The sequence below is a fragment of the Rhodoferax sp. genome, from assembly GCF_012927445.1.
Taxonomy (GTDB): Bacteria; Pseudomonadota; Gammaproteobacteria; order Burkholderiales; family Burkholderiaceae_C; genus Rhodoferax.
This window is the reverse complement of the sequence record NZ_JABBPD010000002.1, coordinates 177,868-191,029: the sequence shown is the minus strand read 5'-3', so window position 1 is coordinate 191,029 and position 13,162 is coordinate 177,868. Positions and strand designations below refer to the sequence as shown.

Genomic DNA, 13,162 nt, shown 5'->3' with positions numbered 1-13,162 from the left:
TAGGGGGGCGCAGGTGCCCCCGATAATCTGGCCATGACACATCCCGACTCGCCAACACCCGACGTTCCGCCCCACCCCGCGGACAAAGTTCACGCGCAGCCGGCGTCTTTGCGCGACTTGTTTTGGTCGTTTACGTGGTTGGCGCTGCAGGGCTTTGGTGGTGTGCTCGCCGTGGTGCAACGCGAACTGGTCGAAAAAAAACGCTGGCTGACCCCCGCGGAGTTCGTGGAAGACTGGGCCGTGGCGCAAATTTTGCCCGGCCCCAATGTGGTCAACCTGTCACTGATGATTGGCGACCGCTACTTTGGCCTGCGCGGCGCGTTGGTGGCGCTGGCCGGCATGCTGGCCTTTCCGATGCTGATCGTGCTAGTGCTGGCGGCCGTGTTCGCCGGCATTTCTGATTCACCCGGCATTCAGGGCGCGCTGCGCGGCATGGGCGCGGTCGCGGCGGGTCTGATTGCGGCCACCGGCTTCAAACTCATCGCTTCCTTGAAGATAAATATCATGGGCGCCACCGTCTGCTGGGTGCTAGCAGCTATTACTTTTGTAGCTATTGCACTGCTGCGGGTACCTTTGGCGTGGGTACTGCTGAGCGTGGGAGGCCTGGCATGTGCCTGGGCTTACCGGCAACTGGACCAGGTCCGTGTGCTGGGGACAAAAAAATGAGTCTGACTGCCGCCGACTGGCTGGCCCTGTTCACCCATTTCATGTCACTGTCCTTGCTGGCGATCGGCGGCGCCATCACCACGGCACCCGACATGCACCGCTATCTGGTGGATGAACGGCACTGGCTGAGCGATGGCCAGTTCACCTCGTCCATTGCGCTGGCGCAGGCCGCACCGGGGCCCAATGTGCTGTTTATTGCCTTGCTGGGCTGGAACGTGGGTATGAACGCTGGCGGCGGCATGGGCGGCGGGCTTGCCGCGTGGGCCTTTGCCTTGCTGGGCGTGGTCCTGGCCATGGTCGGCATCATGCTGCCAAGCACCACCCTCACCTTCGCCGCTGCCCGCTGGGGCCATCAGAACCGTGAACTGCGGGCGGTGCGCGCCTTCAAACAAGGCATGGCGCCGATCGTGATTGCACTCCTCATTTCCACCGGCTGGATTCTGGCCGCCAGCCACGGCAGCCCGCTGCAACACGGGCCGTTATGGCTAGTCACCGGTATAACGGCCCTGCTGGTATGGCGCACCCGCTTGCATTTGTTGTGGCTGTTGGCTGCGGGCGGATTGTTGGGCTGGCTGGGCTGGATATAACGCCCGCCGACTCACAGGCGGACACGATGCTTGACGTTCAGCGCGGGCTCTCGAAGAACAGGTAATTCGAGCCAAAGTCGCTGATCTCGAAATAGACTTTTTTCTCTCCCGGATCGGCCACGAAGTTCAAATTCTCATCCAGCACGCCATAGCCAAAGCGGTAGGGACGTGGCTTGCCGTCTTCGGTCCCCATGGCGGTGCTGAGTTTGTCAATTTTCAGGAAGCGGCGCACCAGTTTGTCACCCGCATAGAACTCCAGCACGCCATTGGTGCCCGTCCAGTTCTGGATGTCACGGCTGAGCTTGTTTTGTTGCTCCTGTGTGCAGCCAGCCCCCGCCAATACGGCGCATATAGCTATAAATAGTGCAGCAAGACGGATCATGGTGACTCCTGGTGGCTCAATATCAGTGAGGGGCTGGCAGCCAGAAGGCGTCTAGCCGTTATTTAAACTGCGCTGGCGCACGGCTTCATACAGGCAGACGCCGCTGGCCACCGACACATTCAGACTTTCGACCGCGCCGCGCATTGGAATGCTGACCAGTTCATCGCAGGTCTTGGCGGTGAGCTGACGCATGCCGTCGCCTTCGGCGCCCAGCACCAGCGCCACCGGGCCTTTGAGGTCGGCCTGGTAAATCGTTCGCGGGGCCACGTCGCTGGTGCCGATGATCCAGATGTTGCGCTCCTTGAGCTCATTCAGGGTGCGCGCCAGATTGGTCACCATGAAGTAAGGCACTGTTTCGGCCGCGCCACTGGCCACTTTGGCGACCGTGGCGTTGATGCCGGCAGCGTTGTCTTTGGGCGCAATGACGGCGTGCACACCCGCGCCATCGGCCACCCGCAGGCAGGCGCCGAGGTTGTGCGGATCGGTCACACCATCCAGCACCAAAATCAAGAGCTGCTCACGCTCAGCCAGGGGCTTGTCGAGCTGTGCCGCCTCCAGGCGTTCCAGTAATTCGTCCAGGGAATGCACCTGTGGCAGTTCTTGCACGCGGGCCGCAACACCCTGGTGACCGTGGCCTCCGCACAGCTTGGCGAGCCGATCGCCGTCAGACTCGATCAGGCGGCAACCGACCTCTTTGGCTTTGTCAATGAACAAACGCATGCGTGCATCGCGACGCGTAGGCTCGAAATAAATCTCGATGATGGATTTGGGCGCCGTTTTGAGACGCACACCGACGGCATGAAAGCCGAATAAAACTTTAGATGAAGACATACCCCAATTATCGCGGGTTGCAACTCACTACCAAAACAATAGCTGCCTATGCAGAAGCAACGGGGGCTAGAGGCCAAAACGGCTTAAACATCGGCCGTAGTATCCAGCACCTGCCCGGCTTCAATCGTGATGCAACGGGCACAGCGCGCGGCAATAGCGCGGTCGTGCGTGACCAGCACCAGCGTGGTCCCTTGCTCGCGGTTCAGGTCAAACATGAGCTCCATCACTTTTTCACCGGTGGCAAAGTCCAGGCTGCCGGTCGGTTCGTCCGCCAGCAGCACGGCCGGTTTGACCACAAACGCACGCGCCAGCGCCACCCGCTGCTGCTCGCCGCCACTCAACACCTTGGGGTAATGGCCAAGCCGCTCCGACAGGCCAACGCGGGCCAGCATCTCGGTGGCCGCTTTCCGGGCATCGCGCCGGCCACTCAGCTCCAGCGGCAACATCACGTTCTCCAGCGCCGTCAGATTGCCCAGCAACTGGAAACTCTGAAACACAAAACCCACTTTCTGGGCCCTTAAAGCGGCGCGCTGGTCCTCGTTCATGGCGAACAGATCCTGCCCCGCCAGCCGCACCGTGCCGCGGGTCGGTGTATCCAGACCGGCAATGATGGACAGCAGCGTGCTTTTGCCGGAACCGGAGGCCCCGACGATGGCCACCGTCTCCCTGACATTCAGCACAAAATCAATATCGCGCAAAATGTCGAGGGTGCCGGTCGAATCGGTCACCGACTTGAAAACATGCTCGACGGAAATAATTGAATCAGACATGAGGCTTTCTTTGTATCGACGACACTTTATCTCTGCAGGCGTATTGGCTGCTGCTGTGGGGGTTTCCACCGCAGGCGCGGCAACGGCAGCACGGCCGGCCCGAACCATCTTGGTGCTGGGCGACTCCCTGAGTGCCGAGTATGGCCTCAAACGTGGCAGCGGCTGGGTTGCGTTGCTTGAGAAGAAACTCCAAGCTGAGAAACTGTCCGTCACCGTGGTCAATGCCAGCATCAGTGGCGACACCACGGCAGGCGGCCGCTCGCGGCTGGCCGGGCTGCTGGCACAGCACCGGCCAACCCATGTGATTATTGAACTGGGCGCCAACGACGCGTTGCGCGGCCTGCCCCTGCAGCTCACCGAAGACAACCTGAACCAGATGACACAGGCAGCCCAAAAGTCCGGCGCCAAAGTGCTGCTGATTGGCATGCAGATGCCGCCCAACTATGGCAAGGACTACGGTGCGCGCTTTGCCGCCCTCTATGCAGCCGTCGCCAAAACCAACAAGGCGGCGCTGGTGCCGTTCTTGCTCAAAGGCATTGCCGATGCACCTGGTAATGCCGCGGACAGCACCCGGCTGTTCCAAGCTGACCGTATTCACCCCAAAGAAGAGGCTCACCCCCTCATGCTGGCCAATGTCTGGCCCGAACTAAAGAAAATCCTGAAATGAGCCTGACCACCCTATCCGCCACCGAAGTCATTCAGCGGCTGCACGAATTTGACACCGTGATCGACGCCCGCAGCGAAGGCGAATACGCCGAAGACCACCTGCCCAGCGCCGTCAACTGGCCAACCCTCAACAACGACGAACGGCGCGACATCGGCACCCTGTACAAGCAGGTCAATGCGTTCGAGGCGAAAAAACGCGGTGCGGCCATTGCGGCGCGCAATATTGCCGGCCACATCGATCGCGAGGTCATCGACAAGCCGAAAGACTGGAAGCCACTGGCCTACTGCTGGCGCGGCGGCAACCGCAGCGGTGCACTGTCGCTGATCCTGAGTCAGATCGGTTTTCGCGTCACGCTGGTCGAAGGCGGTTACAAAGCCTTTCGGGCCGCCGTGGTGCAGGACATTCCCCGCCTGGTGAGCAGTATTGACTGGCGCGTGATCTGCGGCACCACCGGCTCGGGCAAAACCCGGCTGCTGCAGGCGTTAACGGCGCAGGGGGCGCAGGTGATCGATCTGGAAGGTTTGGCGCGCCATCGCAGTTCGGTGTTGGGCGCCATTCCGGGGCTGACGCAACCCACGCAAAAGCGGTTTGACACCCTGGTGTGGGACGCGTTGCGCAGCCTGGACCCCACTCGCCCGGTGTTCATCGAGAGTGAAAGCAAAAAAGTGGGTAATGTGGCCGTGCCCACTTCGCTGATCGAAGCCATGCGCAAAAGCACTTGCCTGAACCTGGTGCTGCCGGATACCGAACGGGTAGCCCTGCTGATGGAAGACTACGCGTTCTTTGTGCGCGACGTCGAGCATTTCTGCAATCGACTGCAGGTCTTGGCCGAGTTTCGGGGCAAGGTGGTGGTCGATGGCTGGAAAGCCTCGGTGCGGGAGGGAAACATCGAACCGGTCGTGCGCGAGCTGCTCACGACGCACTACGATCCGACTTACCTGCAGTCCATGAAGCGCAACTTCCAGCAATTTGAAGACGCAAAAATAATAGCCCCCGACGACCATACGATGGGGGCTATGCGACTGTTAGCGGAGGAATTAGTCCAGGAGACGACCCGCGCTACGCCTCTTTGATGAACGGCAAGGTTGGGGGGTGATTCCTGACAATTGCCGTTGTAAAACTCAGGGCTGGGGAGTGTCAGCGCCGGGTTCTGTCGGTTCGGTAGCGTCATTTTCATCCGGCGCACCCTCTTCAGGCCCATCACCGACCTTGCGGTCGGCTTTGTGCTTCAGCTTTTCTTCTTTTTTCTTCTTCTTTGCCAGTTCTTTCTGACGCTTCTCGTATCCGTAATTGGGTGTTGCCAAGGTATGCTTTCAAGTAGTTAGAGGCACTTTAACATTTCATGAGCAGTGTCCGCCATGCTGGGTGCACTTTTATTACATCAAGTTGTCACAACCGTGCCTTCGTCATCCGGCCAACGCACGGAACCCCGGTAAGCATGCCAGCTCGCATGCCCTAACCAGGGACCAATGAGCAACAGCCCGAGACACCAGGGAACGAGCGCAACGAACACCAGCCCGGTGATTAACATTCCCCACAGCACGAGCACGGCCGTGTTCTCAAAAACCACTTCAAAACTGGTAATAGCCGCTGAAATGGCGTCGGTATCACGGTCCAGAATCATGGGGATCGACACCACGGCCACAGCAAAGACCAGACTGGCAAACACACCGCCAACGACCGCATAAACGGCCAAAAATTCCCAATTTTCAGGATTGAAAATGGCTTTAATTACGCCCGTCGTGGAGGGCATGCCGGTATTAAAAAATACCGCAAAAACCACCAGTGACGCCCGCCCCCACAACAGCTCCAGAACAATCAGAACCAAAACCAGCATGCCCATGCTGCGCAAATGGGGTTTCCAGCAGGTCAGGGAGGAGCTCAAGTCGGGCAGCAGCCCCTGCTCCCGCCGTCGGCTCACTTCATACAGGCCCATCGCCAGGAATGGCCCCAGCAGCAAACAACCAGAGGCGATAGACATGGCGTACTCGGGTTTGCTGCGAAATACGGCCCCCAGCACCAGGGCCATCAGCCAGAAACAAATGCCGTAAAAGAGACTGATGCCTTTGGCGCCCATCAGGTCACGCCAACCGAGCAACAGCCAGTGAAACGGGTCACTCAAGCGCAGGGCCACAATTTCCTTCCGCGGAGCCTCAGAGGGCGGTGGCACGTACGGCGCAGGGCCTGCGGGAGAGGCTGGCGTTACCGATGATGCGGTCGAAAGATCAGGGCTGTTGCCGTTACTGGCAGTCGAATCGGTGGATAGGTTCATGCGGTCCAGACTATCCAAGTCTGCGCCCCATGCCTATTCAGGTAAACACTGATTCAAATCAAAGAAGTCTGTAGCGCTTGCGATAAATCAATCTGTAAATCGGCTACGGCTTCCAGACCCACCGAAAAGCGCACCAACGTGCCCGGCTTCAAATGGGTTGGCCAGCCACTGCGCATGGACGCCAGGTCATAAGGCACGACCAAGCTCATGGGGCCACCCCAGCTGTAACCCAGTTTGAACAGCTTGAGCGAGTCGCAAAATGCATCAATCTGGTGTTGGCTGTAGCGCGGATGAAAAATCACACTGAACAGCCCGGCCGCACGGCCCAGGCCGGATGAACAAAGATCGCGCCAATGCTTATGCCCCGGCGAATCCGGCAGCGCGGGGTGCAAGACCTGTGCAAATTCAGCCCGGGTTTGACACCAAGCAGCCAATTGGCGCGTCGCCTCGTCATGCGCCCGGTAGCGCAACGCCATGCTCGGCAACGCCCGCAACACGGCCTCGACATCATTGGCCCCCACACCCAATCCGAGCCGCATGTGCGTCAACTGAAGCTTCATGTGCAGCGAAGCGTCGCGGGTGATGACGCTGCCCATCAGCACATCGCCACCGCCACTGGGGTATTTGGTCAGCGCGTGCACCGATATATCAACACCGAGGGCAGGACTGACACCGGGCAACAGGTCAAACGGCGCAAAAGCCAGACCCGCACCCCAGGTGTTGTCCAGCGCCGTCAACACGCCGCGGGCCTTGCAGACACGCACCAGCTCGCACAGATCCGGGAACTCCAGCGTCACGGACCCTGCCGCTTCCAGCCAGACCAGCCGCGTCTGCGGGCTGATCCTGGCCGCCAGATCCTGTGGATTCATGGGGTCATAAAACTGGTGCGTGATGCCCCAGGCCTTCAGTTCACCCTCGGCCAGCGCCTTGTTGGGACCGTAGGCGTTGTCCGGGATGAGCACCTCGTCGCCCGTGCGCAAGAGCGACAGGGCCACATTGGCAATGGCCGCCAGCCCGCTGGGAAGCAGCAGGCATTGCAGGCCACCCTCCAGCGTACACAGACGCTCTTCCAGTGTGTAGGTGGTGGGTGTGCCGTGCAGACCGTAGGTGTAGGCGGTTTTATCTTTCCACTCAAAGTTGCGCATGGCGGCAACATTGGGGAAGATGACCGTAGACGCCTTGAACACACCCGGCTGCGGCGCCGCAAAGCCCTCAGGCGGCGTGTAGGGGTGATGAATCAGCGTGGTGGTGAGGTCAACCATACTCAACTCCGACCTCAAACACTCCACTTTTGAATCAACTGCTCCGGTCGCAAAACGTCGTAGCCTTCAAACGGCTGGTGAATCCAGGGATTGGTTGGCAAAAATTCAACCGAATAGTCCGGCGTGTAGGTGGACAGCGCCTTGGTCCAGATCACGGCGCTGCGCAATTCGGTAATGGGGGCGTAGTTGCTCTTGAGCTGCTTGATCACAGCGTTGAGCGTCTGGCCGGAATCGGCCAGGTCATCCACCAGCAACACTTTGCCGGCGATTTCGCCTTTGGGCGTGGTAATGAAGCGGGCAATGTCCAGATTGCCCTGCACCGTGCCGGCATCCGAGCGATAGGAACTGGTGGACATGATGGCCAACGGCTTGTTGAATACACGCGACAAGATGTCGCCTGGACGCAAACCACCACGGGCCAGACACAAAATGGTGTCAAATTCCCAGCCGGACTGGTGAATCTTGATCGCCAGTTTTTCGATCTGGTTGTGGTACTCGTCATAGCTCACATACAGGTGTTTGCCGTCTTCCGTCAACATTGTGTTGCTCCTGAATTAATAGCTATGTACGCATGCAGCACGGGGGCTACAGGCTGATTTGACTTGAAATTTTGACTACGTGACGAATTAATCGGCCAGATAGGGATGGCGCATCATGATGGTGTGATCCCGATCCGGGCTGGTCGACACCATGTGGATCGGAACGCCGGTGACCTGCTCAATGCGCTGCAAATACAGACGCGCATTGGTCGGCAGCTTGTCGTACTGGGTCACGCCCACCGTGCTGTCGCTCCAGCCTTCGATAGTTTCATAGACCGGCTTGCAGCGCTCGATGTCATCGGCGCCCATCGGCAGGATGTCAATCAACTCACCGTCCAATTCATAGCCGGTGCACAACAGCAACTCTTTCAAGCCGTCAAGCACATCCAGCTTGGTGATGCACAAACCGGTCAAGCCGTTGACCTGCGCCGAACGCTTGAGCAAGGCCGCATCGAACCAGCCACAGCGACGGCTGCGGCCGGTGGTGACGCCTTTTTCGGCGCCGATGGTGCTCATGTGGTAGCCCGGTGTGCCCGGCTCTTCCCAGTCCAGTTCGGTCGGAAACGGACCACCACCGACCCGGGTGCAATAGGCTTTGGTAATGCCCAGGATGTAATGCAGCATGCCCGGACCGACGCCGGAACCGGCAGCGGCATTGCCGGCTACGCAGTTGCTGGAAGTCACATACGGGTAGGTGCCGTGGTCCACGTCCAGCAGCGTGCCCTGGGCGCCTTCGAACAACAAATTGGCGCCTTTGAGGTGCGCCTCATTGAGTTCGCGCGACACATCGGCCATCATGGGCTTGAGCAGTTCGGCGTGGCGCATGGCCTCATCAAAGACGGCCTGGAACTGCACTTGGCCGTCCACCAGGTAAGGGGTGAGCGTCGGGCCGAAATCAAAGGCGGCAGAATTGAGATAGGTGGTCAGCACATGGTTGTGTAAATCAAGCAATTCGCGCAGTTTGCTGGCAAAGCGCTCGGGGTACTTGAGGTCTTGCACCCGCAGCGCCCGCCGCGCAATTTTGTCTTCATAGGCGGGGCCGATACCACGCCCGGTGGTGCCGATTTTGGCGTTGCCGCCCTTCTCACGCGCTGCTTCACGTGCCACGTCCAGCGCGGCGTGAAACGGCAGAATCAGCGGGCAGGCCTCGCTGATGCGCAGACGCGAACGCAGTTCGATACCGACTTTTTCCAGGCCCTCGATTTCCTCGAACAACTTGGCCGCCGACAGTACGACACCGTTGCCGATGTAGCACTTGACGCCTGGACGCATGATGCCGCTGGGAATCAGGTGCAGCGCCGTCTTGACGCCATTGATCACCAGGGTGTGGCCCGCATTGTGACCGCCCTGAAAACGCACTACGCCCTGGGCGCTCTCTGTCAGCCAGTCGACCAGCTTGCCCTTGCCCTCGTCGCCCCACTGGGTGCCTACGACAACAACGTTACGACCTTTGGTTGCATTCATTTCAATATTTCTCAAACGGATTTCACGACCCACTGCCCCGCAACCTGAATCAGCTCGCGGTCGCAATGGAACTCATCAACTTCATGCTCATGCCCCGGCATGGCACACACGACGGTCTCACCCTGCGCCCGTAAGGACGCAATGGCGGCGCGCAAATCGGTAGCTTCGTGCCACGACGCACGTATGGCCGCGCGCAGCGGAAGCGCCGCCAGCACGCCCACCAAGGCTTTGACATCAAGACTAAAACCAGCCGCAGGACGGTTACGGCCAAACACGGCACCCACTTGGTCGTAACGTCCGCCCCGCACCAGCGCATCACTGGCGCCTTGGACGTAGATCGAAAACCGCGTCCCGGTGTAGTAGGCATAACCGCGCAAATCGGCCAGATCGAAGGTTACATTGGCCCCGCCCAGATGGCTGGCGAGCCACTTCAAATTTGATAGCGCCTCATGCACAGCAGGCATGGACGGGAGGACCTTTTCAGCCTCAAGCAAGACCTGTTCGTCGCCATAGAGTTGCACCAGCGCCAGGAGGCCCTGACGTGCAGCAGATGGGAAATTCTTGGTCAGTGCCGACAACTCACTGCTGTCTTTGGCCGCCAGGGCAGCATGCACCTGCGCCAGCAAGTCGCCTTGCAGCGGCACGCCTTCCAGCAGGGCACTCACGATGCGGGCATCGGCCATGTCCACACTGGGCATTTGCACCTTGGCCACTTTGAGGCAATCCAGTGCCAGCAACAGCGTTTCCAGATCAGCTTCCAACCCGGCATGGCCGTAGATTTCCGCACCAAATTGCAGCGGCTCCCGTGTCGCATGGGGCGCACCAGGCCGCGTATGCAACACCGGGCCGCAGTAGCACAGGCGGGTAACACCCGGACGATTCAATAAGTGCGCATCAATGCGGGCCACTTGGGGCGTGCTGTCGGCCCGCAGGCCCATCATGCGCCCGGAGAGTTGGTCCACCAGTTTAAAAGTTTGCAGGTCAAGCGCCTCACCAGCACCCGTGAGCAATGACTCCAGATGTTCCAGCAAGGGGGGCATGACCAACTCGTAGCCATAGCAACGCGCCATGTCCAACAAGTCGCGACGTAGTTCTTCGATGTGCCGTGCTTCGGACGGCAAGACATCGGCAATGTGATCCGGCAGGACCCAAGCAGACATGTGATTTTGGGGGAGCTGTTAAAACCGTGATTTTACCGGGCTTAGGTGCCGGAATCTCTCACAGCAGATACCAAATCAGCAGCGCACCGACAGATATGCTGCACATTCCGAAAAAACGGAGCTGTCCATCGGTCAATTGAAGAATCTGAGCAAACATCCGACGCCAACCGGCCGGGGATACAAATGGGTAAAGGCCCTCGATCACCAGAACGAGGGCCATCGCCAGCCAGAGCGTGTCGCTATCCAAGTTTATTTCTTGGAAGGAGCGCCGGCAGCGTTACCGCGAAATACCTTGAAGAACTCCGAGGAGGCAGGGTCGACCACCATGACATCGCTCTTCTTGTTGAAGCTGGCCTTGTAGGCATCCAGACTGCGGTAAAACTGGGCAAATTGAGGGTCGCGACCAAAGGCTTCGGCATAGATGCGGGCGGCTTCAGCGTCGCCCTCGCCTTTGATCTTTTGCGCATCGCGGTAGGCATTCGCCACTGCGACCTCCCGCTGACGATCCGCATCGGCACGAATCTTTTCACCCTCGGCCGCACCAGTCGAGCGCAATTCATTGGCGACCCGCTTACGCTCGGCTTCCATGCGTCGATACACCGACTCGGTGATCGCGTCGACGTAATCCGCGCGGGTGATCCGAACGTCCACAATGTCAACGCCCCAGGGCTTGCTGCCCTTGACTTTGTCCAGCACTTCAGCCTTCACATCGGCCGTGATGGCTTCTCGTTTGGTTGCCAGCAGTTCCTTGACCGTGCGCTTGTTGATTTCTTCCTGAAATGCATTACGAACCACTCGATTAAGTTGATTGGCACCATCAGCCTCCGTCAAACCGACGTTTCGGATGTATTGGGTGGGATCAGTGATGCGCCAGCGAACGTACCAGTCAATCACCATGCGCTGCTTTTCAGCCGTCAGCATGGGTTCGGTATCGCTGGTTTCCAGCGTCAACAGTCGCTTGTCAATGTAAGACACATTTTGAAATGGCGGCGGCAATTTGAAGTTCAAACCGGGTTCGGTAATGACCTCCTTGATTTGCCCCAAGGCGTACACCACACCAAACTGCCGTTGATCAACCACAAACAGCATTGAACTAGCGAGCGCCAAGGCCACCAGAAGAGCAGAGAAAATAAAACCTAGCCTGTTCATTGTGGGCTCCTAGCGTATATCACGATCGCGGACACGGGCAGCATCCCGTGTCCGTGCGTCTGGTATCGGGTTGGCAGGCGTGGTCGCAGGCACGACCGGAACTGTTCCCGCAGCGTCCGGACTCTGTCCGCTCATTTGCATGATCTTGTCAAGCGGGAGGTACAGCAGGTTTGAACCTTGTTTGGAGTCAACCATCACCTTGGTGACATTGCTGTAAATCTGCTGCATTGAATCAAGGTACATGCGGTCGCGCGTTACCTGGGGTGCTTTCTGGTACTCCGCCAGCACCGATTTAAAACGTTGCGCATCACCTTGCGCCTGCGCCACAATTCTTGATTTGTAAGCATCCGATTCTTCTTTTAAGCGCGATGCGGAACCCACTGCGCGCGGCACCACGTCATTGGCATAGGCTTGGCCTTCATTCTTGGCACGCTCGCGCTCCTGACCGGCCTTCAGCACATCATCAAAAGCCGCCTGCACCTGCTCTGGCGGACGCACACCGCCCTGCTGCAAATTAATACCGACGACATCAATACCCACTTTGTACTGGTCCAGAATTCTTTGCATGATGGCACGTACCCGAGGTGCTATCTGGTCGCGTTCTTCTGACAGGGCGCCATCCATGCGCATCTTGCCAACCACTTCACGCACCGCCGTCTCGGCCGCCTGGACGACAGCCCCACCCGGATCTTTGCTTTCAAACAGAAAAGCGCGGGCGTCGTTCAGACGGTACTGCACGGCAAATTTGATTTCGACGATATTCTCATCTTCAGTCAGCATTGCCGACTCGCGTAAACCGGTTGCCTTGACAACCGTATCACGCCCCACATCCACCGAGCGGATTTGGGTCACAAAAATCAATTCATGCCGCTGAATGGGATAAGGCAGACGCCAGTTAAAACCAGCCCCCACTGAGGACTTGTATTTCCCAAACTGGGTAATAACCGCTTGCTGGCCTTCCTGGACGATGAAAAATCCCGTTCCCAGCCAGATCAAGAGGACAACGCCAACAATCAGACCCACACCAATTCCGGCACTCTTCATGTCAGGCTGAAAGCCTCCGCCGGAACCATTGCCACCGCCTGAACCACCACCAGAAATGCCGCGACCTGCATTTTTAATCCCCCCAAACAAACCACCCAGTTTGTTGTTGAAATCGCGCCACAACTCATCGAGATCGGGAGGCCCTTGGTTCGGGCCTCGCTTCTGACCGCGCTCATTACCATTCTTTGGTGGTGTAGCCGGCGAATTGCCATCCGAAGGCGCAGGATCACTTTTTTCACCCTCGGCGGGTTTGTCGTCGCTACGACCCCAACGGGGATCATTCAGGTTGAACATTCCCCTGATCCGCTCCGGCAAATAAGCCCAGCGAAAGCTGCGTAAATGAAGTTTCATTTCTTCTTCTCTTGTGTA

Annotated in this window: 16 protein-coding genes; 4 read left to right on the top strand and 12 right to left on the bottom strand. The window is 58.6% G+C overall.

All coding sequences use genetic code 11. The features are described 5' to 3' along the window. Positions 1–33: 33 nt before the first annotated feature. Both HHJ17_RS03595 and HHJ17_RS03590 read left to right on the top strand, forming a co-directional pair. Positions 34–666 carry a chromate transporter gene (locus HHJ17_RS03595; protein ID WP_296498488.1) on the top strand — a complete coding sequence of 211 codons (633 nt, stop codon included), beginning with the start codon at positions 34–36 and terminating at the stop codon, positions 664–666. Continuing rightward, on the top strand, positions 663–1,253 hold the full coding sequence (locus HHJ17_RS03590; protein ID WP_296498486.1) for a chromate transporter: 591 nt from the start codon (positions 663–665) through the stop codon (positions 1,251–1,253). Before HHJ17_RS03595 ends, HHJ17_RS03590 begins: the two co-directional genes overlap by 4 nt. Positions 1,254–1,290: 37 nt before the next feature. Here HHJ17_RS03590 and HHJ17_RS03585 read toward each other — a convergent pair whose 3' ends face one another. The 3 genes from HHJ17_RS03585 to HHJ17_RS03575 all read right to left on the bottom strand — a co-directional run bounded on the left by HHJ17_RS03585 (position 1,291) and on the right by HHJ17_RS03575 (position 3,236). Further along, a complete protein-coding gene (locus HHJ17_RS03585) occupies positions 1,291–1,635 on the bottom strand; it encodes a hypothetical protein (protein ID WP_296498483.1) in 345 nt (114 codons plus the stop codon). 51 nt (positions 1,636–1,686) lie between these two features. Beyond that, positions 1,687–2,466 (bottom strand): 23S rRNA (guanosine(2251)-2'-O)-methyltransferase RlmB, encoded by a 780-nt coding sequence (rlmB, locus tag HHJ17_RS03580; protein WP_296498480.1) that lies wholly within the window; start codon positions 2,464–2,466, stop codon positions 1,687–1,689. A gap of 83 nt (positions 2,467–2,549) precedes the next feature. Then, a complete protein-coding gene (locus HHJ17_RS03575) occupies positions 2,550–3,236 on the bottom strand; it encodes an ABC transporter ATP-binding protein (RefSeq protein ID WP_296498477.1) in 687 nt (228 codons plus the stop codon). Between HHJ17_RS03575 and HHJ17_RS03570 the strand changes: the two genes are divergently transcribed. Further along, on the top strand, positions 3,235–3,903 hold the full coding sequence (locus HHJ17_RS03570) for an arylesterase (RefSeq protein ID WP_296498475.1): 669 nt from the start codon (positions 3,235–3,237) through the stop codon (positions 3,901–3,903). The genes HHJ17_RS03575 and HHJ17_RS03570 overlap by 2 nt on opposite strands. Further along, positions 3,900–4,976: a tRNA 2-selenouridine(34) synthase MnmH gene (mnmH, locus tag HHJ17_RS03565; protein WP_296498472.1), complete on the top strand. Its 1,077-nt coding sequence runs from the start codon at positions 3,900–3,902 to the stop codon at positions 4,974–4,976. The genes HHJ17_RS03570 and mnmH overlap by 4 nt, the downstream gene beginning before the upstream one ends. A gap of 48 nt (positions 4,977–5,024) precedes the next feature. Here mnmH and HHJ17_RS03560 read toward each other — a convergent pair whose 3' ends face one another. The 9 genes from HHJ17_RS03560 to hflK all read right to left on the bottom strand — a co-directional run bounded on the left by HHJ17_RS03560 (position 5,025) and on the right by hflK (position 13,144). Continuing rightward, entirely contained in the window at positions 5,025–5,207 is a 183-nt protein-coding gene (locus tag HHJ17_RS03560; protein WP_296498469.1) for a hypothetical protein, read from the bottom strand. Positions 5,208–5,284: 77 nt separating this feature from the next. Beyond that, complete coding sequence (locus tag HHJ17_RS03555; RefSeq protein WP_296498466.1) at positions 5,285–6,175, bottom strand: DUF2189 domain-containing protein; 891 nt, start codon at positions 6,173–6,175, stop codon at positions 5,285–5,287. Between the two features lie 53 nt (positions 6,176–6,228). After that, a complete protein-coding gene (locus HHJ17_RS03550; RefSeq protein ID WP_296498463.1) occupies positions 6,229–7,437 on the bottom strand; it encodes a PLP-dependent transferase in 1,209 nt (402 codons plus the stop codon). A gap of 14 nt (positions 7,438–7,451) precedes the next feature. Continuing rightward, a complete protein-coding gene (locus HHJ17_RS03545; protein WP_296498460.1) occupies positions 7,452–7,976 on the bottom strand; it encodes a phosphoribosyltransferase in 525 nt (174 codons plus the stop codon). 87 nt (positions 7,977–8,063) lie between these two features. Then, the gene (locus tag HHJ17_RS03540; protein ID WP_296498457.1) at positions 8,064–9,440 is read right to left on the bottom strand and encodes an adenylosuccinate synthase; all 1,377 of its coding nucleotides are present in this window, start codon (positions 9,438–9,440) and stop codon (positions 8,064–8,066) included. 11 nt (positions 9,441–9,451) lie between these two features. Beyond that, the gene (locus tag HHJ17_RS03535; RefSeq protein WP_296498455.1) at positions 9,452–10,600 is read right to left on the bottom strand and encodes an ATP phosphoribosyltransferase regulatory subunit; all 1,149 of its coding nucleotides are present in this window, start codon (positions 10,598–10,600) and stop codon (positions 9,452–9,454) included. Positions 10,601–10,658: 58 nt separating this feature from the next. After that, positions 10,659–10,847, bottom strand: a complete 189-nt coding sequence (locus HHJ17_RS03530; protein WP_296498453.1) for a DUF2065 domain-containing protein — start codon at positions 10,845–10,847, stop codon at positions 10,659–10,661. 2 nt (positions 10,848–10,849) lie between these two features. Next, on the bottom strand, positions 10,850–11,749 hold the full coding sequence (gene hflC, locus HHJ17_RS03525; RefSeq protein ID WP_296498449.1) for a protease modulator HflC: 900 nt from the start codon (positions 11,747–11,749) through the stop codon (positions 10,850–10,852). Between the two features lie 9 nt (positions 11,750–11,758). Then, positions 11,759–13,144 carry an FtsH protease activity modulator HflK gene (gene hflK / locus HHJ17_RS03520; protein WP_296498446.1) on the bottom strand — a complete coding sequence of 462 codons (1,386 nt, stop codon included), beginning with the start codon at positions 13,142–13,144 and terminating at the stop codon, positions 11,759–11,761. Positions 13,145–13,162: the final 18 nt, after the last annotated feature.

Coding starts and splice junctions, on each gene's coding strand:
- HHJ17_RS03570 (WP_296498475.1), top strand. CDS start 3,235: ATGAGGCTTTCTTTGTATCGACGACACTTTATCTCTGCAGGCGTATTG.
- hflC (WP_296498449.1), bottom strand. CDS start 11,749: ATGAACAGGCTAGGTTTTATTTTCTCTGCTCTTCTGGTGGCCTTGGCG.
- HHJ17_RS03550 (WP_296498463.1), bottom strand. CDS start 7,437: ATGGTTGACCTCACCACCACGCTGATTCATCACCCCTACACGCCGCCT.
- rlmB (WP_296498480.1), bottom strand. CDS start 2,466: ATGTCTTCATCTAAAGTTTTATTCGGCTTTCATGCCGTCGGTGTGCGT.
- HHJ17_RS03595 (WP_296498488.1), top strand. CDS start 34: ATGACACATCCCGACTCGCCAACACCCGACGTTCCGCCCCACCCCGCG.
- HHJ17_RS03585 (WP_296498483.1), bottom strand. CDS start 1,635: ATGATCCGTCTTGCTGCACTATTTATAGCTATATGCGCCGTATTGGCG.
- hflK (WP_296498446.1), bottom strand. CDS start 13,144: ATGAAACTTCATTTACGCAGCTTTCGCTGGGCTTATTTGCCGGAGCGG.
- HHJ17_RS03575 (WP_296498477.1), bottom strand. CDS start 3,236: ATGTCTGATTCAATTATTTCCGTCGAGCATGTTTTCAAGTCGGTGACC.
- HHJ17_RS03535 (WP_296498455.1), bottom strand. CDS start 10,600: ATGTCTGCTTGGGTCCTGCCGGATCACATTGCCGATGTCTTGCCGTCC.
- HHJ17_RS03540 (WP_296498457.1), bottom strand. CDS start 9,440: ATGAATGCAACCAAAGGTCGTAACGTTGTTGTCGTAGGCACCCAGTGG.
- mnmH (WP_296498472.1), top strand. CDS start 3,900: ATGAGCCTGACCACCCTATCCGCCACCGAAGTCATTCAGCGGCTGCAC.
- HHJ17_RS03590 (WP_296498486.1), top strand. CDS start 663: ATGAGTCTGACTGCCGCCGACTGGCTGGCCCTGTTCACCCATTTCATG.
- HHJ17_RS03555 (WP_296498466.1), bottom strand. CDS start 6,175: ATGAACCTATCCACCGATTCGACTGCCAGTAACGGCAACAGCCCTGAT.
- HHJ17_RS03545 (WP_296498460.1), bottom strand. CDS start 7,976: ATGTTGACGGAAGACGGCAAACACCTGTATGTGAGCTATGACGAGTAC.